Source organism: Streptomyces sp. ADI95-16 (genome assembly GCF_003721495.1).
Taxonomy (GTDB): domain Bacteria; phylum Actinomycetota; class Actinomycetes; order Streptomycetales; family Streptomycetaceae; genus Streptomyces; species Streptomyces goshikiensis.
The window spans coordinates 7,849,757-7,873,730 of record NZ_CP033581.1; the positions used below are offsets into that span (position 1 = coordinate 7,849,757).

At 70.0% G+C, this 23,974-nt stretch carries 26 protein-coding genes; 16 read left to right on the top strand and 10 right to left on the bottom strand.

The window, feature by feature from the left end; genetic code table 11:
• Positions 1-257 precede the first annotated feature (257 nt).
• Entirely contained in the window at positions 258-965 is a 708-nt protein-coding gene (locus EES41_RS35045; RefSeq protein ID WP_123081901.1) for a DUF1345 domain-containing protein, read from the bottom strand.
• 19 nt (positions 966-984) lie between these two features.
• Positions 985-1,119 carry a hypothetical protein gene (locus EES41_RS43945; protein ID WP_302186184.1) on the bottom strand — a complete coding sequence of 45 codons (135 nt, stop codon included), beginning with the start codon at positions 1,117-1,119 and terminating at the stop codon, positions 985-987.
• Positions 1,120-1,614: 495 nt separating this feature from the next.
• On the opposite strand from EES41_RS43945, the gene EES41_RS35050 reads away from it, so the two are divergent.
• The 5 genes from EES41_RS35050 to EES41_RS35070 all read left to right on the top strand — a co-directional run bounded on the left by EES41_RS35050 (position 1,615) and on the right by EES41_RS35070 (position 6,385).
• Positions 1,615-2,784 (top strand): NAD(P)/FAD-dependent oxidoreductase, encoded by a 1,170-nt coding sequence (locus EES41_RS35050; RefSeq protein WP_123081902.1) that lies wholly within the window; start codon positions 1,615-1,617, stop codon positions 2,782-2,784.
• Positions 2,785-3,169: 385 nt separating this feature from the next.
• The gene (locus EES41_RS35055) at positions 3,170-3,709 is read left to right on the top strand and encodes a hypothetical protein (protein WP_250569053.1); all 540 of its coding nucleotides are present in this window, start codon (positions 3,170-3,172) and stop codon (positions 3,707-3,709) included.
• A 269-nt stretch (positions 3,710-3,978) separates the two neighbouring features.
• Entirely contained in the window at positions 3,979-4,509 is a 531-nt protein-coding gene (locus EES41_RS35060; protein WP_123081904.1) for a hypothetical protein, read from the top strand.
• A gap of 107 nt (positions 4,510-4,616) precedes the next feature.
• Positions 4,617-5,723, top strand: coding sequence for a sensor histidine kinase (locus EES41_RS35065; protein ID WP_254211824.1), 1,107 nt, complete (start codon positions 4,617-4,619; stop codon positions 5,721-5,723).
• Positions 5,720-6,385, top strand: a complete 666-nt coding sequence (locus EES41_RS35070; RefSeq protein WP_123081906.1) for a response regulator — start codon at positions 5,720-5,722, stop codon at positions 6,383-6,385. The genes EES41_RS35065 and EES41_RS35070 overlap by 4 nt, the downstream gene beginning before the upstream one ends.
• A 467-nt stretch (positions 6,386-6,852) precedes the next feature.
• Here the strand turns inward: EES41_RS35070 and EES41_RS35080 are convergent, their stop codons facing one another.
• Positions 6,853-7,176 carry a monooxygenase gene (locus tag EES41_RS35080; protein ID WP_123081907.1) on the bottom strand — a complete coding sequence of 108 codons (324 nt, stop codon included), beginning with the start codon at positions 7,174-7,176 and terminating at the stop codon, positions 6,853-6,855.
• Between the two features lie 400 nt (positions 7,177-7,576).
• Positions 7,577-7,987: a hypothetical protein gene (locus EES41_RS35085; protein ID WP_123081908.1), complete on the bottom strand. Its 411-nt coding sequence runs from the start codon at positions 7,985-7,987 to the stop codon at positions 7,577-7,579.
• A gap of 424 nt (positions 7,988-8,411) precedes the next feature.
• Here EES41_RS35085 and EES41_RS35090 point away from each other — a divergent pair, with 424 nt between their 5' ends.
• Entirely contained in the window at positions 8,412-8,762 is a 351-nt protein-coding gene (locus EES41_RS35090; protein WP_164496032.1) for a hypothetical protein, read from the top strand.
• A 406-nt stretch (positions 8,763-9,168) separates the two neighbouring features.
• Here the strand turns inward: EES41_RS35090 and EES41_RS35095 are convergent, their stop codons facing one another.
• Positions 9,169-9,852, bottom strand: a complete 684-nt coding sequence (locus EES41_RS35095) for a TetR/AcrR family transcriptional regulator (RefSeq protein ID WP_123081910.1) — start codon at positions 9,850-9,852, stop codon at positions 9,169-9,171.
• A 57-nt stretch (positions 9,853-9,909) separates the two neighbouring features.
• On the opposite strand from EES41_RS35095, the gene EES41_RS35100 reads away from it, so the two are divergent.
• The 4 genes from EES41_RS35100 to EES41_RS35115 all read left to right on the top strand — a co-directional run bounded on the left by EES41_RS35100 (position 9,910) and on the right by EES41_RS35115 (position 13,857).
• The gene (locus EES41_RS35100; protein ID WP_123081911.1) at positions 9,910-11,379 is read left to right on the top strand and encodes an MFS transporter; all 1,470 of its coding nucleotides are present in this window, start codon (positions 9,910-9,912) and stop codon (positions 11,377-11,379) included.
• Positions 11,376-11,771, top strand: coding sequence for a cupin (locus EES41_RS35105; protein WP_123081912.1), 396 nt, complete (start codon positions 11,376-11,378; stop codon positions 11,769-11,771). Before EES41_RS35100 ends, EES41_RS35105 begins: the two co-directional genes overlap by 4 nt.
• Before the next feature lie 311 nt (positions 11,772-12,082).
• Positions 12,083-12,898: an MEDS domain-containing protein gene (locus EES41_RS35110; protein WP_123081913.1), complete on the top strand. Its 816-nt coding sequence runs from the start codon at positions 12,083-12,085 to the stop codon at positions 12,896-12,898.
• On the top strand, positions 12,895-13,857 hold the full coding sequence (locus tag EES41_RS35115; protein ID WP_123081914.1) for a sensor histidine kinase: 963 nt from the start codon (positions 12,895-12,897) through the stop codon (positions 13,855-13,857). The genes EES41_RS35110 and EES41_RS35115 overlap by 4 nt, the downstream gene beginning before the upstream one ends.
• A 124-nt stretch (positions 13,858-13,981) precedes the next feature.
• Here the strand turns inward: EES41_RS35115 and EES41_RS35120 are convergent, their stop codons facing one another.
• Positions 13,982-14,818, bottom strand: a complete 837-nt coding sequence (locus EES41_RS35120; protein ID WP_123081915.1) for a class II glutamine amidotransferase — start codon at positions 14,816-14,818, stop codon at positions 13,982-13,984.
• A gap of 630 nt (positions 14,819-15,448) precedes the next feature.
• Here EES41_RS35120 and EES41_RS35125 point away from each other — a divergent pair.
• Positions 15,449-15,817, top strand: a complete 369-nt coding sequence (locus EES41_RS35125; protein WP_123081916.1) for a hypothetical protein — start codon at positions 15,449-15,451, stop codon at positions 15,815-15,817.
• Positions 15,818-16,326: 509 nt separating this feature from the next.
• A complete protein-coding gene (locus EES41_RS35135) occupies positions 16,327-16,539 on the top strand; it encodes a DUF4287 domain-containing protein (RefSeq protein ID WP_123081918.1) in 213 nt (70 codons plus the stop codon).
• A 6-nt stretch (positions 16,540-16,545) separates the two neighbouring features.
• On the opposite strand, the gene EES41_RS35140 is transcribed toward EES41_RS35135, so the two are convergent.
• Positions 16,546-17,529: a sigma-70 family RNA polymerase sigma factor gene (locus tag EES41_RS35140; RefSeq protein WP_123081919.1), complete on the bottom strand. Its 984-nt coding sequence runs from the start codon at positions 17,527-17,529 to the stop codon at positions 16,546-16,548.
• 155 nt (positions 17,530-17,684) lie between these two features.
• Between EES41_RS35140 and EES41_RS35145 the strand changes: the two genes are divergently transcribed.
• On the top strand, positions 17,685-18,533 hold the full coding sequence (locus EES41_RS35145; protein ID WP_123081920.1) for an alpha/beta fold hydrolase: 849 nt from the start codon (positions 17,685-17,687) through the stop codon (positions 18,531-18,533).
• A 252-nt stretch (positions 18,534-18,785) separates the two neighbouring features.
• Here the strand turns inward: EES41_RS35145 and EES41_RS35150 are convergent, their stop codons facing one another.
• A complete protein-coding gene (locus EES41_RS35150; RefSeq protein ID WP_123081921.1) occupies positions 18,786-20,048 on the bottom strand; it encodes a beta-ketoacyl synthase in 1,263 nt (420 codons plus the stop codon).
• Positions 20,049-20,114: 66 nt separating this feature from the next.
• On the opposite strand from EES41_RS35150, the gene EES41_RS35155 reads away from it, so the two are divergent.
• Complete coding sequence (locus tag EES41_RS35155; protein ID WP_123081922.1) at positions 20,115-20,741, top strand: TetR/AcrR family transcriptional regulator C-terminal domain-containing protein; 627 nt, start codon at positions 20,115-20,117, stop codon at positions 20,739-20,741.
• A 296-nt stretch (positions 20,742-21,037) separates the two neighbouring features.
• Complete coding sequence (locus tag EES41_RS35160; RefSeq protein WP_123081923.1) at positions 21,038-21,406, top strand: hypothetical protein; 369 nt, start codon at positions 21,038-21,040, stop codon at positions 21,404-21,406.
• Between the two features lie 389 nt (positions 21,407-21,795).
• Here EES41_RS35160 and EES41_RS35165 read toward each other — a convergent pair whose 3' ends face one another.
• On the bottom strand, positions 21,796-22,113 hold the full coding sequence (locus EES41_RS35165) for an immunity 53 family protein (RefSeq protein WP_123081924.1): 318 nt from the start codon (positions 22,111-22,113) through the stop codon (positions 21,796-21,798).
• A gap of 72 nt (positions 22,114-22,185) precedes the next feature.
• Here EES41_RS35165 and EES41_RS35170 point away from each other — a divergent pair, with 72 nt between their 5' ends.
• On the top strand, positions 22,186-23,313 hold the full coding sequence (locus EES41_RS35170; protein WP_123081925.1) for an IS630 family transposase: 1,128 nt from the start codon (positions 22,186-22,188) through the stop codon (positions 23,311-23,313).
• Positions 23,314-23,468: 155 nt separating this feature from the next.
• Here the strand turns inward: EES41_RS35170 and EES41_RS35175 are convergent, their stop codons facing one another.
• Entirely contained in the window at positions 23,469-23,927 is a 459-nt protein-coding gene (locus EES41_RS35175; RefSeq protein WP_254211690.1) for a DUF6228 family protein, read from the bottom strand.
• Between the last annotated feature and the right edge of the window lie 47 nt (positions 23,928-23,974).

Consider the following 23,974-nt stretch of genomic DNA (forward strand, 5'->3'; position numbering starts at 1 on the left):
ACCAACGGCCGCTGGCGTACCCCGACTCCGCGCACCGGGTGATATCGGTCTGCGGAGGGAACATCCGGCCCGAGGCCTAGGCCGACGGAGCCGGTGCCGTCGCACCGCTTCTCACCGTCGGGCCGTTCGCCCTTGTGCGGACCGTCCGCATCGTTGCCTGCCCGGCCCCGGCCCTCACCCCGGTGCTCGCCGGACGAAGGGGAAGTGCCCCGGACGTTGTCCGGGGCGCTCTCGCTGGGCGGAGGCTCGGCGGTTCGTCAGGCGAGGACGTTGACGGCCCGGGCGATGACCAGTCCCAGGATGACGAGCGAGACGATGGACTGGAGGGTCATGACGCTCTTGGCCCAGGGGGTGAGTGGCATGACGTCGGTAGGGCTGAAGGCCGTGGAATTGGTGAATCCGAGGTAGAGGTAGTCGATGTAGCGGGGACGCCAGTGCGAGGCGTTCAGTTCGGGGCTGAGATGTTGGGGAAAGGCGAGTGCGGGAGTGGCGGGCATGTGGTGGGCCCGGGCGGCCGGCCCGCCACTGTCCAGTTCGAAGTACAGCAGGGAGAACGTGATGACGGTGGAGGCCCAGACGCTGCCCCCGACCAGCAGGAGGGTCGTGGCCGAGTTGGTCTCGCTCCCGCCGTGGATGAGGTCGTCGATGAGCCGGATGGTTGACCAAATGGCGCCGCACGCCATCACGCTGACCAGGGCGATCGACACCCCGCGCAAGGCCGCCGAGCGCCGGCTGATCCGAACGGGGTCGCCCGAGATCAGCGCCACCAGGAGGAGGCCTTCCGCGAGGGGGAGCGCCCATCGGGGTCCCAAGCGCAAGTCGTCGGGCAAGAGCAAGGTCAGCACCGCCGAAGCGATGACCGCTCCGGCCATCGGCCAGCGGGTCTCGGCGCGCACCGCGGGCTGTGACTCCGGCTCGTGCGGATGGCTCGTACGGTTCGTAGCGGATGAGTCGTTTCCGGTCACGGCCGTCTGCTGCCCGGGCTCAGACCGCGACGTCCGTCACGGTCACCCGACGTCCGGGGCTGTGCGCGACGAGTGCTCGGTCCGCGTGGGTGGAGGCGGGGGTGTCGTGCAGCGGGAGACGCTCGGCGACGGTCGCCCCTGATGTCGCGCTCATCTGCGGCTCCTCGTAGGTGAAGGCGTGCGACCGTTCCCCGCTCGCTGCGCTGGGATCTTGGACGCCAGGCTAGTCTGCGGGGAAAACGGCGAGGTGACCGACACGCTCCGCATTCGCATCCACATGCCTGGCGGACGAAGCCGCGCCCGCCCACGACGATCGGCAAGATCGAACGGTTCCACAGGGCGCTGCGCAAGGAGCTCTTGAACCGCCCCTGGACCCGTCAGGTTGTTGAAGGACGTCGCGCCGCCGGAGAACGGCTTGGTCTCGTCGGCAGCGGTGGTGACGGCGCAGAAGCGGACGGGCGGGGGGACACCCGGCCTGCTGATCCGCGCTTCCGTGATGGCCTCGCCCGGGAGGCCCAGGCCTCGTCCGGCCGATCACGTCCGGAGCCGGCTGTGGGTGCCGTGTCGGTGGCTTGTCGGCGAGGTCCGGCAGTCTTCCAGAGACGGCCGGCCAGAGCTCACTGGGCGGCCCCGATCGCGAGGAGCCACCATGCGCATACCCGTCACGATCATCGGCGCGGGACTCGGCGGACTCACGCTGGCCCGCGTCCTGCACGTCCACGAAATCCCGGTCACGGTCTACGAGGCGGAGTCCTCCCCGACGGTACGCACGCAGGGCGGAATGCTCGACATCCACGACTACAACGGGCAGCTCGCCCTCAAGACGGCCGGTTTGACGGACGAGTTCCACGCCATCGTCATGGAGGGCCGCGAAGCACTGCGGATCCTCGATCGGGACGGGACCGTCCTGCTCGACAAGGCCGACGACGGCAGGGGCGGACGCCCCGAGGTGCAGCGCGGCGAACTGCGACAGATCCTGCTCGACTCGCTCCCGGCCGGCACCGTCCGGTGGGGCCACAAGGTCAGCAGCACCCGCGCCCTCGGCGAGGGCCGCCACGAGGTGACGTTCGCCGACGGCAGCACCGTCGTCACCAGCCTGCTGGTCGGCGCGGACGGCGCATGGTCGCGGGTCCGGCCGCTGCTCAGCACCGCCACGCCCGAATACGCCGGCACGTCGTCCGTCGAGACGTACCTGTTCGACGCGGACACCCGGCACCCCGCTGCCGCGAAGACGGTCGGCGGCGGGATGCTGATGGTGCCCGCGCCGGGCAAGGAGATCTTCACTCACCGGGAAAGCGGCGACACCCTTCACACGTACGTGATGCTGGCCAGGCCGCAGGACTGGTTCGCCGACATCGACTTCACCGATCCCGCCGCGGCCGCCGCGCGCATCGCGCGGGAATTCGACGGCTGGGCACCGGAACTCACCGCCCTGATCACCGACGGCGACACCGCGCCGGTCCTGCGCCACCAGTACGCCCTGCCCGCCGGGCACCGGTGGGACCGCGTGCCGGGGGTGACCCTGATCGGCGACGCCGCCCACCTCTCGCCCCCGAACGGCGAGGGCGCCAACCTCGCCATGCTCGACGGCGCCGAACTCGGCCAGGCCCTCGCCGCGCACCCCGACGACATCGAGGCCGCGCTCACCGAGTACGAGCAGGCGATGTTCCCTCGCAGCGCCGAAGCCGCCACTTCTGAAGGTGGCGGGGCTGTGGGGATCGACACCGAGCACAACACGGCCCAGGCCCTGACCGACATGATCACCAAGAAGGCCGATGAAGCCGCGCAGGCTGAAAGCCCTTCCACCGTCCCCCGGTAGGCGAACGCCGCACGCCGGCGCCCCGGCTCGCTTGCCGGTTGACCGCACCACGTCCACTGCGATGCACTACGGGCGGGGGAGCGGCGTGTGGCACCGCCGCAAGCGCCATCGCCCGCGTACGGTCCCGACCGGCCGGGCCGTTTCGGCTCCGTCCGTCCTGCCGACGCATTCCGGTCGGCCGTCCCACCGATGTGGGCACGGCCCCTTGCGACGATGATGTACAAGGCTCGGACAGGCCATTCACCGCTGTCCACCGGTCGGTTGACAGCCGGGTCCGTCGGTCGGTTGTCCCGGTCCTCGCTTCCGCTCCCTAGCGTTGAGGGTGGAAGGTGCGGGAGAGCCGTAGGGCGCCTCCGTACTCATCGAGATGAGGGGTGACTCGCCCATGAGCCCGTTCTTGACCGCATTGATCGCCAGCGGGGTGATCCTGATCATCATCCTGTCCACCGACCTGGGGACCCGCAAAATCACCAACATGCGGTTGCTGCGCTCGATCATCGCTGTCGTGATCGTGATCGCGCTCTTCGTCCGCACGCTCCCACTGGGCGGGAACGACCCCTGGCTCCAGCTGGCGGGCATCGGCACGGGAGCCGTCTGTGGCCTGCTCGCCGCGGCCCTGCTGCCCGCCCACCGGGGTACCGACGGCGAGGTCTACACCAAGGGCGGCATCGCCTATGCGATCGTCTGGACCTTGATGTCCGCCTCCCGCGTGCTCTTCGCCTACGGTTCCGAGCACTGGTTCACCAAGGACGTGATCCTGTTCAGCATCAACAACAAGCTGAGCGGCCAAGACGTCTACTCGAACGCCTTCGTCTTCATGGCCCTGGCCGCGGTCCTCGCACGCACGGCTGTTCTGCTCGTCAAGCGCCGCCGGCTGGGCGGAGCCCAGGCTCCGACGGCTGACACCCTCGTACGCTCCTCATGACGTCCTCGGCCTTCGGGACGTACGGGTCCGGCAACCGTTCACTTCGCCGGCCGGCCCGCCGATGAGCAGGCCGCTCTGATACCGGACGCGCTCAGGTCCTGCGGCGACCCCGCCGCCTGAGCGCTCCGGCCGGCGCCGGCACACACCGGGACAAGCCGAGACCGTCCTGTGCGTCAAACGCTCCTGAACCCGCCGGCCGGCCGATCTCCACCCCCGTCTCCACCCTGGGGTCCAGGTGTCGCGAGCCGCGCCGCAGCAGTCTGGAGGGCATGACAGCAACCGAGTGGATCACTGACATCGCCCTCATTCTGATCGTCTTCCGGCAGCTGCGGGAAGGCCGGCTCGACCGCAAGACCTTCCTGCTCCCGCTGGGGATCGTGGCCTTCGTGGCGTACACGTACCTGGACTCCGTCCCCACCGAGGGCAACGACCTCGTCCTGATCGCGGCCCTGACCGCCGTGGGCGCCGCACTCGGCGTCGCCGGGGGTGTCTACACCCGCATCCGCGCCCTCGACGGCCACCTCCTGATCAAGGCGGGAGCCGTATCGGCGGTCCTGTGGATCGTGGGCATGGGAGCGCGGATGGGCTTCCAGACGTGGGTCGAGCACGGTGGTGGCGCCGAGCCCGTGGCCCGGTTCAGCCTCGCGCACCACATCACCAGCCAGCAGGCATGGGTCACGGCCTTCGTGCTGATGGCCCTCACCGAAGTCGTCACCCGGGTGGCCACGATCTTCATCCGCAGTCGCGGCCACAGGCTCGCCGGGGCCCGCCCTGCCGCCGCCCTCGGCCGTACGGCCTGACCGTGCCGTATCTTCGGCCCGTGCCCGCAGACCAGAGCGCCCCGTCCCCCGGGACGGACACCGGACAGGCGACGGGAGAGCGTCCCGTCCCCGAGCAGGACCCGCGCGTGCAGTGGGCGGCGACGCTCGCGGTCATCGTCGCGGGAGCCCTGACGATCCGGCCCATGGGTCTCAGTGGCCAGGGTCTGGCCGTGGCCGTGCTCTTCGTGGTCAACGCCGCGTCCCTCCTGGCCCGCCGGCTGCCCGAGCACAGGGTCCCGCCGCGCCTCGCCCTCGTCTGGCTCACGCTCGGCGTCGTCGCGGCGGCCGCCCTGATCGGCGTCAGCAACAGCGGAACGAGCTACCTCTTCGCCTTCTTCCTCGCCGGCCACATCGGATACCGCCTGGAGACCAGGCCGGCCCTGGTCCTCGCCGGGGTGTGCAGCCTGCTCTGCGGCGCCGTCCTCTACCTGCGTCTCGGGCCGGAGCAGGACCCGCTGGCGTGGACGCTGGGGCTCGCCACCGGCATCCCGGTCCTGATCGGCATCGTCAACCGGACGCAGCGCCGGGCCGTGCGGGCGGCGATCGAGGCGGCGGAGTCGGCCGAACGCGCCGCCCGAGCCGAGGCCCGCACTGCCGTACTGACCGAGCGCGGCCGGATCGCCCGGGACGTGCACGACGTACTGGCGCACTCGCTCGCCGGGATCAACATGCAGCTGGAACTGGCGGACGCGCTGATCGCCGCCGGTGACATGAACAAGGTGCGAGAGGCGCATGAGAAGGCCCACGACCTGGTCAAGGAGAGCCTGAAGCAGGCGCAGTGGACCGTGCACGCGCTCCGCGAGGACACCCTGCCGCTGCCGGAGAGCCTGGCGGCGATGCTCGCGTCCTCGGGCCACCGGGACGCGCTCACCGTCACCGGGACCGAACGCGACCTGCCGGCGAAGGCGGTCCAGAACCTGCTGCGGATCGCTCAGGAGGCCTTGACCAACGCCGCCCGGCACGCGCCCGGGGGAGCCGTCGACGTGGAGCTGACCTTCGCCGCGGCATCGACCACACTGAGGATCAGGAACCGTCCCGCCACCGGTGAGGTGGGCGCGGGCGCCGGCAGTGGGATGGGGCTGATCGGTATGCGCGAACGCGTCGCCCTGCTGGGCGGAACGCTCACCGCGGGCCCGGTCGCCGAGGGCCCGCACCGGGGGGACTGGCAAGTGGAGGTAGTGATTCCGCAATGACCGAACCAGCAGCAGAGTCAAAGCGGTTGAGGGTGGTCGTCGCAGACGACCAGGCCGCCGTCCGGGAGCCCCTCGCCGCGGTGCTCGCCCTGACCGAGGATCTCGACATCGTCGCGGCCGCCGCCGACGGTACCGAGGTGCTGGCCGCCGTCGCGGCCGGCCCCGTGGACGTGGTGCTGATGGACCTGAGGATGCCGGTGATGGACGGCACCGAGACGACGCGCCGACTGGCCGAGGAGCACCCGGAGGTGGCGGTGGTCGTCCTGACCACCTTCGCCGACGACGACTCCATCCTGGGCGCCCTGGGCGCGGGAGCCCGCGGCTACCTGACCAAGAACGCGGGACGCCAGGACATCGCCCGCGCGATCCGGGCCGCGGCCGCCGGCCAGTCCGTCCTGGACCGCGAGGTCCAAGACCGCCTGCTCGCCACCGTCAGGACCACGGCGCCCGCGCCTGCCCGACCCCTGCCCGAGGACCTCACACCCCGCGAACGCGAGGTCCTCGCACTGATCGGCCAGGGCCTGCCCAACCGGGCCATCGCCCAACGGCTCTTCGTCAGCGAGGCCACGGTCAAGACGCACATCAACAACCTGTTCGCCAAGGCGGGGATCCGCGACCGCGCGGACGCCGTCCGCCGCGCCATCGCCGCGGGCCTCGCCTGACCCCCGCCCTGCCCCCGCCGTCCAGCCCAGGCCGGCCCTACTCTCAGGCGCGTACCCGCCCGCTGTCCGCCGGCCGCGAAGGGCCCGCCTCCCGGGGCCAGCCCGGGGGGCCGGCTCACGCTTGTCGACCAGGCAGCGGATCGCGTCCGGCATCCCGCGGTGTCAGTACGCCTCCGGCTGCCCTCCCCGCCCCCGAAGCCAGCCCGGCACCGGAAGCAGCCGCCGCACCACCGCCCACTCCGCGTCCGACACATCCGTCGGAGCGCGGAGCTCGCGCACCCCGTGGTCAAGAGGGACCAAGGCAACTCCATCCGCGTGATGCCGTAGAACTGCGTCAACAGGGCCTCCTGAAAGCTCGCTGGCGTAGACACCTCTTGAGCTACCAAGAAGCGCCCTACTCTCAGGCGCGTACCGCCTGAGAGGTCATCGGGCCGCAGCCGACCCGGATCCCGCTGCCGCGCCGGCTATCAGGCGGTGGTGGGGGTGAGCGGAGCCCTGTTGATCGCCGAAAGCGGTCCGTTCACGGCAAAGATCCGGCCACGGATATATGTGATGCCCCAGGACTGCAGCCGTTCGGTGTGCTTGGCCAGGTACTTCTCCGCAGTGGCCTCGGAATCGAAGAGATAGATGCCGCCCGCTTCGCCGGCTTCGCTGTTCTCGGTCCAGATCTTCCAGATCATCCCCGGCTCGTGGTTGATGCTCTCGGCCAGTTGCCGGTACTCAGTCGCCATCTGTTCTCCGAAGTGGCCGTTGCTCGGGAAGTCGACCTGGAGGAGGTACGTCGTCGTCATGTCCGTTCCTTCGTGCCGTGTCGTGCTTGTGTTCGTCAGGGCGGAGCGCCGACGCGGTGCGAACAACCGTGGGGTTGCGGACGAAATTCCGACGTCACCCGTGTGCAACGGGCTGATGAGAGCGTCACTTTTGCGGAGATGGTTAAGCTCCTGACTTGCCGAGGTCCACCCCCGTAGTCAGCGCCGAAGGACCGGATCGGCCCTCCTCGGACGGCTGCCGCACGGTTCTCGTAGCAGCCTGCAGCCGAGCAGCGTACGAGCAGCCGGTGCGCGCCGGTGATGGCGACCTGCAGCGCGTCGGAACGACAACAGTCACTCACCCTCGAAACCTCAGCCTCGCCTTGAAACTTCGAAGTCTGCGCGAGATCCACCACGCCATTCCGAGGCGCAGCCGTGCGGTTCAGCGCCAGTGGTTGGTGTCCACGATCTTGCCCGTCTCCAGGTCGATGCGCCCCTGGAAGTCGCCAGCGTTGCGCGTGACCATGATCAGAAGCGGCCGACCGCCCTCCGGGAACGCGTCGTAGAAGCCGTGCACATCGCTCGGCTCCGGCAGCAGGCCGCGCGGCGGGTGCAGCCGGAACTGCTCCGTGCCGTCGGACCGGTAGACCACCGCGTTGTCCGACGGCGTGAAGGGGGTGCCGTTGACCGCTTCCACCACCAGCACCAGCACTTCGTCGTACTCCCGCCACGCCACGACGGACTGCGGCGGCTGCTCGTACTGCTTCTCGACGCCGCCGGCGGGGCTGCTCCACCGGACGGTGGTCTCGCCCCGGGTCCAGGCGATCTGGACGCCGGGAACTTCTTCGGTCACGTGGGAATCTCCGTGGACGGGCCAACTGGAAGCAATCGGGCTCAGCCTGATCGTTTCATGATCTCGGTGACCGCCCTGTCTGCACGGCCGCCGACGCGAGGGACTCAGGTCTGCTGGCGGCCGCGGGACCCCCTGCTGGCCAAAACGGGTGTGCGGGTTCTCCCGGTGGGCGTCTAGAGTCTGCGGGTCAATCAGGGGGGAACCTTCATACAGGTCAGGTATGTCAGACGGGCGGCTGCCGTAGTGGTGTGTGGCGCGCTCGCGGTGGCGGCGGCCGGCTGCGGGCGTGGGCCGGCGGCGTCGTCACAGCACAGTGCCGCGCCGCGCCCGTTCCGTACGCGGGGATCACGGAGCTGCCTGAGGCGCTGGCTTCGGACGGTACGAGATCACGGTGGGGGATCCGCAGGCGAAGACGGTCGTCCGCGTGTACGAGGAACCGCGGTGCCCGGTGGTCGCGGAGTTCGAGGCGACCGGTGCCAAGGCGATCCGCGCTGGCGCCCCCGCCATCACCATCGACGCCAAGATGGTCAGTGAGAAGATCTACGGACCGAGGCTGGGAGCGGGGGCTTTCCGTGTTCCCGTACCCTGCGGCGTCCGGATGCGGGATGCTGCCTTTATGGAGGAGAGGCCTTGCCGGCCGTGCGGTGGTCTTCGGGTCACTGAGCACACGGAGCATGCCGTCGAGACGGACGAAAGCGGCAACCAGCGGTCCGTGATCCGCCAGTGGACGGGGCCGTGTGGCGCGTGCGGCGGGAGCGGTGTCACTTACCAGTAGGAGGAGAGTATGCGGACGGTCTTTGTCTGTCTGGGGTGTGCCGTGCAGTATCTGCCGCCGGAGTCGATGACGTATCCGGAGGCGGCTGTTGAGGCTAGTGAGGTGCACTGCTCACTGCCGGCCTGCCGGAGCAGCGCGCAGGAGTCGGTGCGGGTGATGGGCGTGCCCCAGGAGGTCGCCGCCCAGTGGGCCCGGCGCGCGGCGGGGCTGGACGGTCCGGTGCGGCGTCCTCGGCCCGGCCGCCGGGCGCGGGGAGGCCGGGCGGCATCGGCACCCGCCGCAGCCCGCAACCGACTCGGATAGCCCAGTCATGACCTCATCAACGTGACGGAAGCCTGACCGAGTTGAGGCGTCCGCGCCTGACGCTCGTCGGCCCCTTCGAGGTCCGGCGCCGGGCGGTGGGCCGTCAGTGGGCGGCGAGGAGGCCGGTCACCAGCGCTCGGAGCCCGTCCAGGTAGGTGTCCTCGCCGGTAAGAGGCGTCCAGCGGTCCGCCACCTGCGCCAACCGGGGGACTTCGGCCGGGTCGAGATTGCCGAAGACCTGCTCCCGGTAGGTCGTACGGTCGTCGTCCGCCCGCCGCCGGGCCGCTGTCGCGCGTACGACGATCTCTCCAGCGGTGTAGTACCAGATCGCGCGGTAACCGTGCACGGCCCGCTCGGGGGACAGCCCGCATTCCACCAGGCCGTCGACGATCTGCTCGACGAACCACAGCGCCGACGCTGACATCAGGTCATCGGCGGTCAGCACCTCCACGATCCAGGGACAGGCCGCGAGCGCTTCGTGGATCGCGGCGGCGGCGGCGACGATTCGCTCGCGAGGATGGGCGGCCGGTTCGGGTCGGCGCAGCGCCCGCGCGGCGTAGTCGTCCAGCAGCAGGACGAGCAGTTCTTCCTTGTTGCGGACGTGGTGGTAGAGCGCCATCGGCGTGCTGCCGACCTCCGCGGCCAGCCGCCGCATCGTCAGCCGGTCCACACCTTCCTCGGTCACGATCCGGCGGGCCGTCCCGATGACCTCCTCGCGGGAGATGCGGGGAGGTCGGCCGGGGGACTTGCGCGGTGCGGACGGCTGCGGTGCGGACGGCTGGGGCATGGCCCCCATCATTCCCCAGGTATCGACATCGGTGATCCCTGACGCTAGTTTCTATACATGTATAGAAACTTAGCCGGGCGACCCGGAGCGGTGCTGGCGGCCGCCGCCGTCGCCCAGTTCGTCTTCGCCCTGGACATGTCGGTGGTCAACGTCGCACTGCCCGCGATCCGCACCGCGTTGGGATTCGCACCGCTCGATCTGTCGTGGGTCGTGCACATCTACGCGCTCACCTTCGGCGGACTCCTGCTACTGGGCGGCCGCGCTTGCGACCTGTACGGTCACCGCCGCCTGCTCGTGGGCGGCCTGGCCGTCTTCGGGCTGTGCTCGCTGGCTGGCGGGCTGGCCCAGGCACCCTGGCAACTGATCGCGGCCCGTGCCGGCCAGGGGCTGGGCGCAGCCGCGGCCGCCCCAGCCGCACTCGGGATGCTCACGACCGCCTTCCCCGAGGGCCCTCGGCGTGTCAGGGCGCTCGGGGTGTGGAGCGCGGTGAACGCCGCAGGAGGAGCACTGGGGGTGATGGCAGGCGGCCTGCTGACCGAGTACGTCGATTGGCGCTGGGTGATGCTCGTCAACCTGCCCATCGTGGCGGCGGCCCTCGCGCTGGTTCTGGCAGGCGTGCCGGCCGGAGGGCCGCCCGACCGGCGCGAGAGGCCGGACGTGCTCGGCGCGGTCCTGGCGACCGGGGGAGTCGGGCTGCTGGTGTTCGGCGTCGTCCGCACCGACACCCGGGGATGGGGATCCCCGGCCACGGTGGCGACCCTCGCCGCGGCGGCCGCGCTCCTGGCCGCCTTCACCTACGCCGAATCCAGGGCCTCCGCGCCACTGCTGCGCCTCGGCCTGCTGCGCAGTCGCTGGGTGGCGGGCGCCAACGTGCTGGTGTTCCTGGCCGCGGCCGGGCAGTTCGCGGCGTTCTACTTCGTGTCCCTGTACATGCAGCAGGTCCTGGGCATGGGTGCCGCGGCGACCGGTACCGCCTTCCTGCCGTTCTCCGTGAGCCTGGTCGCGGGCACCGTCATCGCGACCCGCGTCACCGCGACACGGACCCCCCGAGCGGCCCTGGTGCCCGGCGCTCTGCTGGCCGCCGCGGGCCTGGCCTGGTGCGCCTGCATCAGCCCTCATGGCGGCTTCCTCACCGACGTGCTCGGCCCCTGCGCCCTCACCGGCGTCGGCGTCGGGCTGGTGATCGCCCCGGTCGCCGCCGCCGCGACCACCGGCGTCGCTTCCCGCGAGGCCGGCACGGCCTCCGGCCTCTTCAACAGCTCCCGTCAACTCGGCGGCTGCGTCGGCCTGGCCGCCCTGGCCACCGTCGCCGCACTCCGCACCGGCCCGGCCACCGACCCCGCCGCGCTCAACGCCGGCTATGCCCTGAGCCTCGCCGTCGCCGCCGGCCTCTTCGTCATCGCGGCAGTGGTGGCGATCGTCGTACTGCCACGCCATCGTGCCGCCGCCCTGCCTGCCCTGCCTGCCCCGCGACCCGCTGCACCCGCCGCACCCGCAAAGAACCGACTGGAAGGAACACCGTCATGACGACGCCCGTCATCGACCTCTTCGCCTCAGCGCTGCAGTTCCGCCCCGACGGCGATGTCCGAGTCGCCGAACGACGGATGACGAGCAGCGACTCCGGCGCCTGGCAGATCGCGACGTTCCACGTGGAGACCGACACCGAGGTGCACGCGGACCACTGGGAGATGCACCCGGAGGCGGAAGAGGCGGTGTGCTGCCTGACCGGTGGCGTCCGCCTCTACTTCCGTCCCACCACGCCCGGCGGCGCCGAGGACATGGTGCAGCTGAGCGCGGGAACTGCCGTGATCGTCCCGCGCGGCCGCTGGCACCGCCTGGAGCTGAACGCCCCCAGCGACCTGATGTCGATCACCCTTCGCCACGGCACCCGCCTCGAAAGGCGCACCCGCACCCACTGAACGGAGGAGGCCGGAGGCAGCGGCGCTCCGGAGGGGCGGCCCCTGCCCGGGAGGAGATGCCGTCACCGGTCGCCGGGTGCTGCCATCGCCGCCGCACGGGGCACGCCCGGCCCGCTGTCCGGGCCCCCGCCGATCGGGCTCGAACTGATCGGGCCACCGCCGATTGGGCCCCCGTTGATCGGGCAATGGCACCCTGTCCGCAGCCCCGCGGTCCGGTCAGTCGGTCCGCCTCCACGGGTCCCGGGCCCGAGTCCGCGGTGTGCTCGGGCGGGTAAGCTGGTCGAGGGGCCGGAAGGCCGGAAGGGGGCGAGGTGAGAGCCGCACGCGCGTTGGCGACACTGGACGAGGTCGAGCTCGGTGACCACGTCTGCTGGCGGATGGACCCGTCCGGGACCTTCCTCGCGGACGCGCGCGCGTACGTGGCCGACGGGGCCCTCTACGGGGACAAGCTCGTGTTCGTCGCCCCCACCCGCAACGCCTCCGGTCTGCCGCGGGCCGTGCCCGAGGGCCTGCCCCCGGCCTCGGTGGTTCTGGACCTGCCGGATTCCGCGAACACCGAATCGGTCCTGGCCGCCGTGCGCCGGGAAGCCCGTACCGCCGCCCGCCAGGGCTTCCGTTCGGTCCGCGTGCTCACCGAGCGGATCCCCGCGACCGCGCCCGGCGAGGCCGAGGAACTGCTGGCCCAGGAACTGAAACTCGACGAGTTCGCCTCGGAGAGCGGCGCCATCGTGGTGTGCGCCTTCCGGCCGTCGCTGTGGGACGCGCCGACGCTTGAGCGGGCGGCATGTATGCATCCGCAGGAAACGGGCACGAGGGCACCACGTCCGGCCTTTCGGATGTTCAGTACCGGCACTGACAGGTGGAGCGTTGACGGAGTGATCGACTCGGAGTGCGCCTCGGCGTTCAACGCGGCTCTACGGGCCGCCATGGGCCACGCCGCCAAGGTGCGGCTGCGGTTCGACACCCTGGAGATGATCGACGCCGCCGGTATGCACGCGCTCGTCGACGCCGCCCGTCACCTGCCCGATCGTCGGATCCACATCGAGGGAGCCAACGACACCGTCCGCCTGTGCTGGGAACTCGCGGGCTACGCGAACGACGGCGTACCGGTGGTGATGGCCGCATGACCGAGACCGTGCCCTCGAAGGCACCCGGCGGGCCCGAGAGCCCCTTCCGCCACGAGCTGTACCCCTACCGGGGCGACGCGCAGTTCCTGTCCGGGACGCTGGGCTTCATCCAGGAGGCCCTGGAGGGCGGCGAGGCGGTGGTCGTCGCCGTGCCCTCGGACAAGACCTCGCTGCTGCGCGCCGAACTCTCCGACGAGCCCGCGGTCGCCTTCGTCGACTTGACGACGGCGGGCCCGAACCCCGGCCGGCTCGTCGCCGCGTGGTCGGCCTGGATGAAGGAGCGGGGCGAGGGCGACCGCCCTGTACGCGGTATCGGCGAAACCGCCTGGCGCCAGGCGCGCAGCGCCGCCCACCTCTCCGAACTGCGTTACCACGAATGGCTGTTGAACCGGGCCTTCGCCCACAGCCCCACCTGGTCGATGCTGTGCCCCTACGACGCGGCCGATGAGGACCAGGACGCTCTGCGGTCGCTGTCGCGCTGCCACCCCCTGATCCGCCGGGACGGGCAGCACGCGACCAACGAGGAGTACCTCGGCGGGAACGAGTACGCCTTCGACGCCCTGTCCGCCCCCTGTGACCCGTTCCAGGAACTGAGCTTCACGCAAGGCGACCTGGCCGCGATCCGCGCGAAGGTCTCCCAGTGCGCCTCCGACGCGGGCGTCCCCGAGACCAAGTTGCCGAGGCTCGCCGTCGCCGTCACGGAGATCGCGACGAACAGCATCCGGCACGCCGGGGGCCAAGGCACTCTGCGCACCTGGACCCAGGACGCGACGTTCCTGTGTGAGTTCCGCGACTCGGGGTTCATCGCCGACGCGATGGCGGGCCGTAGCCGCCCCGACACCCACCAGATCGGCGGCCGGGGCCTCTGGCTCGCGCACCAGCTCTGCGACCTCGTCGAGATCCGTTCCACCCGCGACCAGGGAACGACGGTCCGCCTGCACATGGACGTACCCCGCTAGCCAAAGCCACACCGGGCGCGTCGTGTTCGTCGTCGTGTTCGGAGTTCGGCTCCCGGCGCCCCGAGACGCCGCGCGCCACCAGCGTCGTCGTCCTCTACAACACCCGCAGCCGTCACGGGCCGCGTCATGCCGCTTCCGGGGTGAAGGGACACAACGCGTCGGCCCCGGCACGCACCACGCCGTAGCTGCTCTCGGGCACCTCGTGCCAGGCACCCGGCAGATCGCCGAGGGGTTCGGACACCACCAGGCGGGTTTCGTCCGACACCTCCTGGAGGAAGAGCACATCGGGGTGCAGCTTGCGCAGCGAGTCCACCCGGCTGCTGTAGAAGAGCGACCGTGAGGTGCCCTGGCTGGAATACCGGAAGGCCCACAGGGTCGTCCCGTCGGTGACGGCGACCGTCATCTGCATCGGGTACTCCACGCCGTGCTCGCGGCCGACGCGCTCCACCAACCCCACCATCCTCGCGACCGCGGCCGGCGGGTCCTCCTCCAGGCCGAAGGTGAGCGCGAGGTAGAACATGACCTCCGAGTCAGTCGTCCCCTCGATCTCGGAGTACAGCGCGGGGTCCACGAGCATCGTGAGGTCCCGCCGCATGGGGTGGAAGCCGGAGATGGCGCCGTTGTGCATCCACATCCAGCGGCCGTGCCGGAACGGATGACAGTTCGTCTGCTGCACCGCCGTACCCGTCGACGCCCGGATGTGGGCGAAGAACAGCGGAGAGGTCACGTGGTCCGCGAGCTCCCTCAGGTTGCGGTTGTTCCAGGCTGGGCCGACGTCCCGCATGAGCGCGGGGGTGCCGTCACTGCCCTCCGGGTACCACCCGACACCGAACCCGTCGCCGTTCGTCGTCTCGACACCCAACTTGGAGTGCAGGCTCTGATCGATCAGCGAGTGGGCCGGTTTGTAGAGGATGGTGTCGAGCAGCAGGGGCGTTCCCGAGTAAGCGAGCCATCGGCACATGAGCGATCACCTGTGTTCCTGCCTGCACCCGCAGGGATCCCGCGGTGCCCCCTCGCCCCGGCTGCAATGAGAGCGCCGAGGGCGGAGGGCAGAGCGCCGCTTCGAGCGCGTGGTGACGACGCGGTGTCCGCTGCTCGGGTGCTCTCATCCGGCCAGTCTCATTTTCGCCGCCCTCGCCGTGCATCGCCATGCGGGCGCCCACCGTCTCGATGGCACCGCTGTGGCGCGGGGCAATGGAGCCGACCGAGCGTTCCGCTCCGTAGCGGCCCGCACCCGGATGGTCACGACGGGTTCGAGCTAGAGGTCGAAGAGGAGTGTTTGCTGGTGGATCCGGCAACATGTCCGTCTCATCCAGCGCCGCGGCGAAGCCGCCACCGAGGCAGCCGCCCCGCACGGGCCCGGGCCGAGCGCGCCCAGCGGTCCGGGGCGGCGGTCTTGTTTCCGCCTGGCTCCTCAGTAGCGACTCGGGAGCGGCCGACCGGCGGCGATCCGGCGTGGACGGCTTCCATGCTGTCCCGCCCGGGCCAGGCAGTCGCCGGTTGTCGGCTCTTACGGCAGGGGGAGGTTCTCTCATGCCGAATACGAGCCCTTCAAGCGGGCCCGGCCCGCGCCCCGTGTAAGGATGGCCCCATGGCTGCATCGACCGTGTTGTCGCTCCTCCGGAACCGCACCGACGGATCGTTCCTCTCGCTCTGGTCGAAGGATTCGGTCCTGTCCATCGGATCGGTCGGCTCCGTGCTGTCCATCGGTTCCGTCGGCTCGGCCCTCTCCATCGGCTCGGTCGGCAGTGTCCTGTCGGCCGCCTCGATCGGGTCGTCCCTCTCGCTCGTCTCGGCCGGCTCCTGGCTGAGCACGGGCTCGGTTCTGTCCGCCCAGTCCCGCTGGTCCGTACTCTCCTGGCGGTCCCGCGGCGGCTTCATGGCCGTCGGGGCCCTGACCGTGACCGCCGGCGCGGCAGCCGTCCTCGTACACGACCGCCTCACCCACACGCGGCCTTAGCCGTCTGCCTGGTCCTCCAGGAGGTGCTCCAGGAGGACCCCCCGCTGGGGCCCGCCGCCCGCCGCCCGCCGCCCGCCGCCCGCCGACCTGGCGGACGGCTCTGAGCGGCCGGCCGCCGGGTCGACCGTGATGCAGCTCACCCTGCCCGGAGCGATGACTTTGCCGGTTGCCGTCGGTCGGATGAGTGATGACATCCACGCGAGGAAGGCCCGGTCATGTCCGACGTACTCAACGCGCCCACTCACGCCGCCTCTGCCGCGCCGGCTTCGTGCCTTGCCGCGCGGTTGGCTCTGGTCTGCGGTATGACGGCGGGCCCGCTGTTCCTCGGGGCCGGCACGGTCCAGGCCGTTACGCGCGACCGCGGGGGGCGGGTCTCGGCTTGCTCTGGCTGACCGCCGTGATGGTCCGCCTGGCCACCACCTCGACGAGCCGCTAATCCGTGGACGTCAGGTGCCCCGAGGGGCGCCATTGGCGACATCAAGATCATCTACATGGAAACAGAGGAACCCATGGCAACTGCAGTGAACGGTCCTGCCAGCTACTTCCCCTCCATCGAGAAGAAGTACGGCCGCCCGATCGCCGAGTGGAAGGAGCTCATCCGCACCTCCTCCCTCACCAAACACATGGAGCTCGTCAGCTGGCTCAAGTCCGAGCACGGCCTGGGCCACGGCCACGCCAACGCCCTCGTCGCCCATACCCTCGCCGAGAAAGCCGACGGGTAGTCAGACTCAAGCGCCGAGTCGGTCGTCCTCGCCCACATGATCCGGCAGGCCGAAGAGCGGGAAGAGGCGCTCGGTGTCACGAAAGGCCGTGATGCCGGTGATCCGGTCGCCGGAGAAATCGATGACTTGAAGAGCCCAGGGCAGATAGCCGGTGCCGTCCGGGTCGGGGCGGTACTGGCCGAAGGCCGCGGTGCCGTTCGCCAGGGTCGGAATCAGTCGGGAGCCGCGGCAGCCGACGGCCGGGCCGGTCAGCCACGCTCGGATGTCGCCGACACCACGCATCCACTTCAAGTACGGCGGCAGGCACAGGGTGGCGTCGACGTGGAGCAGCATGTTCAGCTCCTCCATGTCGTAGCGGGAAAAGGCGGTGGCGTACCGCTCGGCCAGCACTCGGCGGGTCGCTTCGCTCTGCGGGGAGACCCGCTCCGCGCCGTTCTCGCGACGGCCGGCCAACGTGGTCCGGGCTCGCTGCAGGGCGCTGTTGGCGGAGGCGACGGTGGTGCCGTGCAGGTCGGAGACTTCCCTGGCCGTAAAGCCCAGGACGTCGCGGAGGATCAGCGTGGCCCGCTGTTTGGGCGGCAAATGCTGGAGCACGGCGACGAAGGCGAGGCGCACGGACTCGCCGGCCGTCGCACTCCCCTCCGGGTCCCCGCTAGGGCAGGGCTCCACCCACAGGGAGCCGTCCAGCGGAGCCCCCGGCGCCGTGCCACCCTCGCTCGGAGCGGCAAGGTCCATCGGCAGCGCCCGCCGCTTGCCCGCGGCAAGGGCATCCAGGCACACGTTGGTGGCGATGCGGTACAGCCACGTCCGCATCGCAGACCTGCCCTCGAACCGCTCGATGTTCCGCCAGGCCCGCACCAGGGTCTCCTGCACGGCGTCCTCGGCCTCCGCGTACGACCCCAGCATCCGATAGCAGTAGCCGGTCAGCTCCCCCCGATACAGCTCCAACCCCTCCACCACCACGCCGCACTGCCCCTTCCAACGACTCATCTCACGCCTGTGGCCTGCGGCTTCACTCTAGGCGAGGTGCATGCGCGCACCGTCATCGCCGAGACAGCCCCGTCTTGCTCACGCCTACCTCGTACCGATTCCCAAGGGACGTTTCGTACTCGACCCTCGACCCTCGACCCACGAAGGAGCACCATATGACCTGGTCCGAGCGCACAGTGCTGCGCGACGGGGTGAGACTCTCCTGCCGCGACTGGGGCGGGTCGGGGCCGCCCGTCGTACTGCTGCACGGCCTCGCCGGCCACGCGGGCGAATGGGACGCAACAGCCCAGTACCTGAGCGGGCGCTACCGGGTCGTTGCTGTCGATCAGCGCGGCCACGGCGGCAGCGAACGCCGCCCGTACGACCTCTCCCGCGCCGCCTACGTGGCCGACGTCGTCGCCGTACTCGACCATCTCGAACTGCGCCGGCCCGTCCTGGTGGGCCAGTCGATGGGCGGCGCCACGGCCATGCTCACGGCTGCCGCGCACCCCGAACTGATACGTGCCCTCGTGCTCGTCGAGGCCGCTCCCGGCCATCCGAATCCGAACGCCCCCGCGGAGATCGGGGCATGGCTCGATTCCTGGCCCATGTCCTTCCCCTCACGGCAGGCCGCCGTACGATTCTTCGGCGGCGGCCGGGTTGGCGAAGGCTGGGCGGCCGGTCTGGAGAAGCGCGACGGCGCCTTGTGGCCCCGCTTCGACCGTGACGTGATGGTCGGCTCGCTGTCCGAGAACGCCCGCCACGGCTCCTGGGACGAGTGGGCGAGGATCAGTTGCCCGACGCTGTCAGTCCTCGGCCAGTCCAGCATCATCCCTCCACACGAAGCCGACGGCATGCTCCAAAGACGACCCGACACGATGGCCGTGAGCATCCCGGGTACCGGACACGACCTCCACCTGGAACGACCCGACGTCTTGCACCACCTGCTGACCGAGTTTCTCGACGGAATTCAAGGCAGCGCCCCGACAGGCGAACTGGCTTCCGAATCCGTCAACGGTCAGTGAGTGACAGGCAGACACTGAAACCAGCAACCCATCCCTACTGGAGCCGCCGCCTACCAGTCCACCCGCTCGTCCTGGCAGTGAACCGGGGGCACTACTTGGCGAGACGAGGCAAGGGCGGGACGCCCTCTTCGCGGCGCCGGGCTTCGATCAACCCAAGTCTCCGCCCGGCGGGATGCGCGATCGTCGGAGGAGTCTTGCAACGCCCGATCAATCGGCGGCGACCCTCCACGGACCATGGTGCGTTCGTTTGGGTCATGGTGTGGCCGACACCGTACGGGACGCCTGGTGCCGCGCGCCGGTGACGATGAGTGAGACGTTCTGCCCGCCGAAGCCGAAGGAGTTGCTGAGCACGGCTTCCTGGGGGACGTCTCGTCGCTCTGCGACGACGTCGAGGTCGATGTCGGGACCGACGCCGGCCGCGGTGAGGTTGCGGGTCGGCGGGATGGCGCCGTGCTTGACGCTGAGGACGGCGATGAGCGCCTCGATTGCTCCGGCGGCGCCAAAGAGATGGCCGAGCGCCGCCTTGGGGGCTGTCACGGTGGCGCGGCCGAAGACCTCTCCGATCGCGTGTGCCTCGGCGACGTCGCCGGCCCGGGTTCCGGTGGCGTGGGCGTTGATGTGGCTGATCTGCTCGGGAGCCAAGCCGGCTTGTGCGAGGGCCTTGCGCATGGCCGAGATCTGACCGGAGCCGTCGGGAGCGGGCGCCGTGATGTGGTGAGCGTCGGCGGCGATCCCGGCGCCCGCGAGTACCGCGTGGACACGCGCGCCTCGGGCGCTGGCGTGTTCGGCACTTTCGAGCACTACGACAGCCGCGCCTTCACTGAGGACGAATCCGCTGCGGTCCGCGGCGAACGGCCGGGAGGCCGAGGCGGGTTCGGCGGTGTATCGCGACAGTGCTTGCGCCTGGGCGAAGCCGGCGACGGTGATCGGGGTGATCGCGGCCTCCGTTCCACCCGCGATCACCACGTCCGCCTCGCCGGCACGGATGAGCCTGGCTCCCAGGGCGATCGCCTCGGCTCCGGAAGAGCACGCCGAGACGGGCGTGTAGGCCCCGGCCCGCGCACCGTATTCGATGCTGATCAGCGCTGCCGCCGCATTGGGCATGAGCATCGGGACCGTGCGGGGCGAGACGCGCCGTGTCCCGGCCGCCTCCAGCGTGTCGTCTTCCTTCAGGAGCGTCCGTATGCCTCCGATGCCCGTGCCGATCGCCGATGCGAGCCGGTCCGGGTCCACCTGCGGGGCGCCGGCATCGGCCCAGGCTTCGGCCGCCGCCGTCAAGGCTGCCTGCTGTGAGCGGTCGAGCCGCCTGGCCTGTACCGGCAGCAGCGACTCGGCGGGGTCGATCGCCATGGTCCCCGCGACGATGTCGGGAAGGCCGGCGTCCTCGTGGCCGGGCAGGACGCCGCCGCGGATGCCGGACTTGCCGGCGAGCAGGGCGTCCCAGGTGGACTCCACATCTCCACCGAGTGGGGTGATCGCGCCGAGTCCGGTCACGACGACTTCAGTCCGGTGCATGTCCTTGGACCTTTCTTGTATGCGATACAAGTGAACGAGCTTTGTTGTATCACATACAATTCGCGTGTGGAGAAGAAGCGAACCGAAGCTCGATCGACGTCGCCCCGGTCGCGTGACCGCGGTCGCGCGACGAGGCGCCGGCTTATTGAGGAAACCGCCCGGCTCTGCAAGGAGCGGCCCGGCGCTGAGGTGAGCGTCGCGGAGATCGCGAACGCGGCAGGCGTCTTCCCCAATCAGGTCACCTACCACTTCGGCTCCAAGGACTCACTGCTCGTGCACGCCGCCTTTCTCGGCTTGCTGCACGACGCCCGACGGATCGAGCGCATCGGTCGCCAAGCCCCCGATGCGGCGGCATTTCGCCGTAACATCGCCCGCGCCGTACTGGCCATGCCCTCGCTCCCGTCGGTCGCGCGAGCACTCGCCGCCGGGATCTCCAAGCCCGAACTCGCCCCCGTGGTCGATCGGCACCTCCAGTTGCTGTTCCGGCAATCCGAGCGCTTCGTGGGCCGGCTCATCGACAGGCGTGGCTGGAAGACCCGTCGACCGCTCAGCGTGGAGACAAGGACGTTCTGGAGCACCGCGCTCGGCGCAGTGCTGCTCGTCCGCGCCGGGGCGCACGGCACTGTCGCCGACCTCGACCTCGCCGGAGCGTTGACCATCCATGACGACTCCGCCGCAGGCCCGTTCGACTGAGCTGGCCACGCTCGGGTTCGGTTCGGGCGTCGACGGAGCCGCCGTCGCTGATCACTGGAAACGGCCTTCAAGGAGCTGTGCGGAGTGTTGCATCTGATGCGCCAGGTGGGCGGATGCGGCTGTGATGACGGCGGCCCACAGCTGGTGTCCGAGGGCTACGAGGGCGGCCGGGAAGACGCGCTCGTCGTCGGCGGGCCCTCCGATGCCGGTGCACACCGCCGGAGGCGAAGAATTTCTGAGACTGGCAGGGCAGGCGACTCATACGTCTCCACCACCTCGATCGCGGGAGGACCGCAGTGAACGGCGACGAGCCATCAGGCGACAGCCTGATCTTCACCCGTGTGACCACTTTGTGGGCAGCTCACAGGGGCGAGCCTTTCCCCGACGGGCTGCGCTGGATCGACGCACCCAGCGGCGATCCAGTTCCCGCCCTCGACTTCTACGCGGCCGGCTGCGTCAACGCCTACCTCGCCGGACAGGGCGTACTCGATCCGCGGCGCCATCTCATCCTGACCGAGTGCGCTACGGACCTCGAAGCCATCCTTCCCGCACTGACCGGCCGCGACGCCACATACGTCGCCAGGCTGATCCGCATGGCTGAGCTGATCACCCAGCCCCCACCGTGCCCGGGGACGATCTCGCTGAGCGCGGACCCGCTCGCCTGACGCCCTCTCACCGACCCACCCGGATCGTCGGCGGCCATGTGACCGCCGGGTGAAGCGGGGCGGGTTCGCCGATTTCGGGCCGGGAGTTGAAGGGCGCGTTCGAACGGCACCAGGGCGGATACAGCGGGCGGGCGCCCGATGCCGTCCTGGGTGAGATACGTGAGGACCTGGCGCTCCTCGCCGCCGCCCTGCGTCGGCCACACCCAACGCGCGACCGCACCGACCTGGCACGCGCGGATCTCCGGCTGGTGGCGATCGGCCAGCACGAACGGAAGCGCTCAGCCACAGGAGCACGGCCGCGCGCTCGGGCGGGTCGCTAGCGCTCTGACCGCATAGGTTCACCGGCTTGGGGCGGCGTCCGGAGCTGGAGGTATCGGGTTGGGGCCGTCTTACCGTTCGTTGGGGGTGTTCTCCATCGCCCACCTGCGGAAGAGGACGAGTACCTCGGTGAGGTTGCCTGGTCCACAGGCGGCATCGAAGGTCATGTCGGAGGTCCGGGCCATGACCCAGTCATTCTTGCTGCGTTTGAGGTCTTGGCGGGGGAAGTCGTGTCCCTCCAGGTCGGTGTCCTCCAGGTCGATGCGGACGGACCAGCCGGGGTTGTCGAGCGTCTCGATCTTGACACCCCACTCGTGCTCCCAGTCCTCGTTGCACTGTGCGGAGTACCAGGCCTGCAGCCACTCCAAGACGTTCTCGGCTTCGTTCATGGCACGAGATGCTAGGTCAGCCGCGAGTCCAGGGTAGGACCGCGGATGGCACAACTTGCCCTGGGGGTCGCGATGGCCGAGCCAGTACGCGTGCGAAGACTGACCGATCAGGAGGGGCAGCGGCTGCAGCAGATCGTGCGGCGGGACAGCACCAGTTCGGTGCGCTACCGGCGCGTGATGCTGCTGGCCTCCGCCGGCGGCAACCGCGTGCCGGTCATCGCCCAACTCGTGCAGGCGGACGAGGACACGGTGCGCGACGTCATCCACCGCTTCAACGAGATCGGCCTGGCCGCACTGGCCCCTCAGCGGGCGGGAGGCCGTCCCCGCCTACTCAGCCCTGACGACGAGGACTTCGTCATCAAGACGGCCACCACCCGCCCCGCCATGCTCGGCCAGCCCTTCATCCGCTGGTCGCTGCGCAAACTCGCCGCCTACCTGCGGAAAGTCCACGGCCGAGTCGTCCGCATCGGCCGCGAGGCCCTGCGCTGCCTGCTCGCCCGACGCAGCGTCACCTTCCAACGCGCCAGGACGTGGAAGGAGTCCTCCGACCCTCAATGCGAAGCCAAGCTGGACCGGATCGAACACGTGCTGGAGCACTTCCCCGACCGGGTGTTCGCCTTCGATGAATTCGGCCCGCTGGGAATCCGCCCCACCGCAGGCTCCTGCTGGGCTGCCCAGACCAAGCCCGACCGCATCCCGGCGACCTACCACCGCACCCACGGCGTCACCTACTTCCACGGCTGCTACTCCATCGGCGACGACACTCTGTGGGGCGTCAACCGCCGTCACAAAGGCTCTGCCCAGTCCCTGGCCGCGCTGAGATCGATCCGTGCGGCCCGACCCGACGGCGCACCCATCTACGTGATCATGGACAACCTGTCCGCCCACAAGGGGGTGAAGGCCCGCGCCTGGGCCAGGAAGAACCGGGTCGAACTGTGCTTTACCTCGACCAACGCCTCCTGGGCGAACCCGATCGAAGCACACTTCGGACCCCTGCGGCAGTTCACCCTGGCCAACTCGAACCACCCCAACCACACCGTCCAGACCCGTGAACTGCACCGCTTCCTGCGCTGGCGCAACGCCAACGCCCGTCATCGTGATGTCCTCGCCGCCGAACGCAAGGAACGCGCCCGCATCCGCAGCGCGAAAGCCATCCGCTGGGGCGGACGCCCCCTCACCGACGCAGCCCCAAACCGGTGAACCTATGCGGTCAGAGCACTAGGTAGGTAGTTCGAACACGTAATGGAGTGTAGCTATCCGCACATGAGGAGCAGCGCCGTAACTGCCCCCGCCCCCGCCCCGGCCCCCGCATCCAGACCGCAGGTCGCCACTTGGTCCTGGTCATCTCCCCGGAATCAGCTGACCTGGCCTTCGAGGAAGTGACGGATATCGGCGGCAAAGGATGCCATCTGCTCGCCGGCTTCCAGTCGCGTGGTCACCGAAGCACTCCAACCGCCTGCGGCCGTCCGCCAAGGGCGCAGTGTCCAGGTCAAACGGACGTATCCACCGGGCCGGAAGACTGCGGACACGGCGAAGTCGTGGTCGTCGGTCTCCCAGCACTGCTCGCCGTCCCAGCCGGTGAAGTCCCCGGCAAGCTTCTCCAGGAACGGGGCAAGACCGCTGCTGTTCCCGATCCAAGCCACGGCCTCGTCGAGGCGAGCGGTCAGCCCGGGCGCCTGAACCTCGACCGAGTAGTGCACACAGTAATCGTCGGAGCTGTGTCGGTCACGGAAGCTGACTCCTACGGACACGTTGTCCTGGCAGCTGATGGTCACGCACGGCTGCTCATCGAGATCGTCGACTGGGGAGTTCACCAGACAACCCTAGGCCAGCGCAGAAGCCGCCTTGCCACGGGTGCGCG

Coding starts and splice junctions, on each gene's coding strand:
- EES41_RS43945 (WP_302186184.1), bottom strand. CDS start 1,119: ATGAGCGCGACATCAGGGGCGACCGTCGCCGAGCGTCTCCCGCTGCAC.
- EES41_RS35050 (WP_123081902.1), top strand. CDS start 1,615: ATGCGCATACCCGTCACGATCATCGGCGCGGGACTCGGCGGACTCACG.
- EES41_RS35055 (WP_250569053.1), top strand. CDS start 3,170: ATGAGCCCGTTCTTGACCGCATTGATCGCCAGCGGGGTGATCCTGATC.
- EES41_RS35060 (WP_123081904.1), top strand. CDS start 3,979: ATGACAGCAACCGAGTGGATCACTGACATCGCCCTCATTCTGATCGTC.
- EES41_RS35070 (WP_123081906.1), top strand. CDS start 5,720: ATGACCGAACCAGCAGCAGAGTCAAAGCGGTTGAGGGTGGTCGTCGCA.
- EES41_RS35080 (WP_123081907.1), bottom strand. CDS start 7,176: ATGACGACGACGTACCTCCTCCAGGTCGACTTCCCGAGCAACGGCCAC.
- EES41_RS35095 (WP_123081910.1), bottom strand. CDS start 9,852: ATGCCCCAGCCGTCCGCACCGCAGCCGTCCGCACCGCGCAAGTCCCCC.
- EES41_RS35100 (WP_123081911.1), top strand. CDS start 9,910: ATGTATAGAAACTTAGCCGGGCGACCCGGAGCGGTGCTGGCGGCCGCC.
- EES41_RS35105 (WP_123081912.1), top strand. CDS start 11,376: ATGACGACGCCCGTCATCGACCTCTTCGCCTCAGCGCTGCAGTTCCGC.
- EES41_RS35115 (WP_123081914.1), top strand. CDS start 12,895: ATGACCGAGACCGTGCCCTCGAAGGCACCCGGCGGGCCCGAGAGCCCC.
- EES41_RS35120 (WP_123081915.1), bottom strand. CDS start 14,818: ATGTGCCGATGGCTCGCTTACTCGGGAACGCCCCTGCTGCTCGACACC.
- EES41_RS35125 (WP_123081916.1), top strand. CDS start 15,449: ATGGCTGCATCGACCGTGTTGTCGCTCCTCCGGAACCGCACCGACGGA.
- EES41_RS35135 (WP_123081918.1), top strand. CDS start 16,327: ATGGCAACTGCAGTGAACGGTCCTGCCAGCTACTTCCCCTCCATCGAG.
- EES41_RS35140 (WP_123081919.1), bottom strand. CDS start 17,529: ATGAGTCGTTGGAAGGGGCAGTGCGGCGTGGTGGTGGAGGGGTTGGAG.
- EES41_RS35145 (WP_123081920.1), top strand. CDS start 17,685: ATGACCTGGTCCGAGCGCACAGTGCTGCGCGACGGGGTGAGACTCTCC.
- EES41_RS35150 (WP_123081921.1), bottom strand. CDS start 20,048: ATGCACCGGACTGAAGTCGTCGTGACCGGACTCGGCGCGATCACCCCA.
- EES41_RS35165 (WP_123081924.1), bottom strand. CDS start 22,113: ATGAACGAAGCCGAGAACGTCTTGGAGTGGCTGCAGGCCTGGTACTCC.
- EES41_RS35170 (WP_123081925.1), top strand. CDS start 22,186: ATGGCCGAGCCAGTACGCGTGCGAAGACTGACCGATCAGGAGGGGCAG.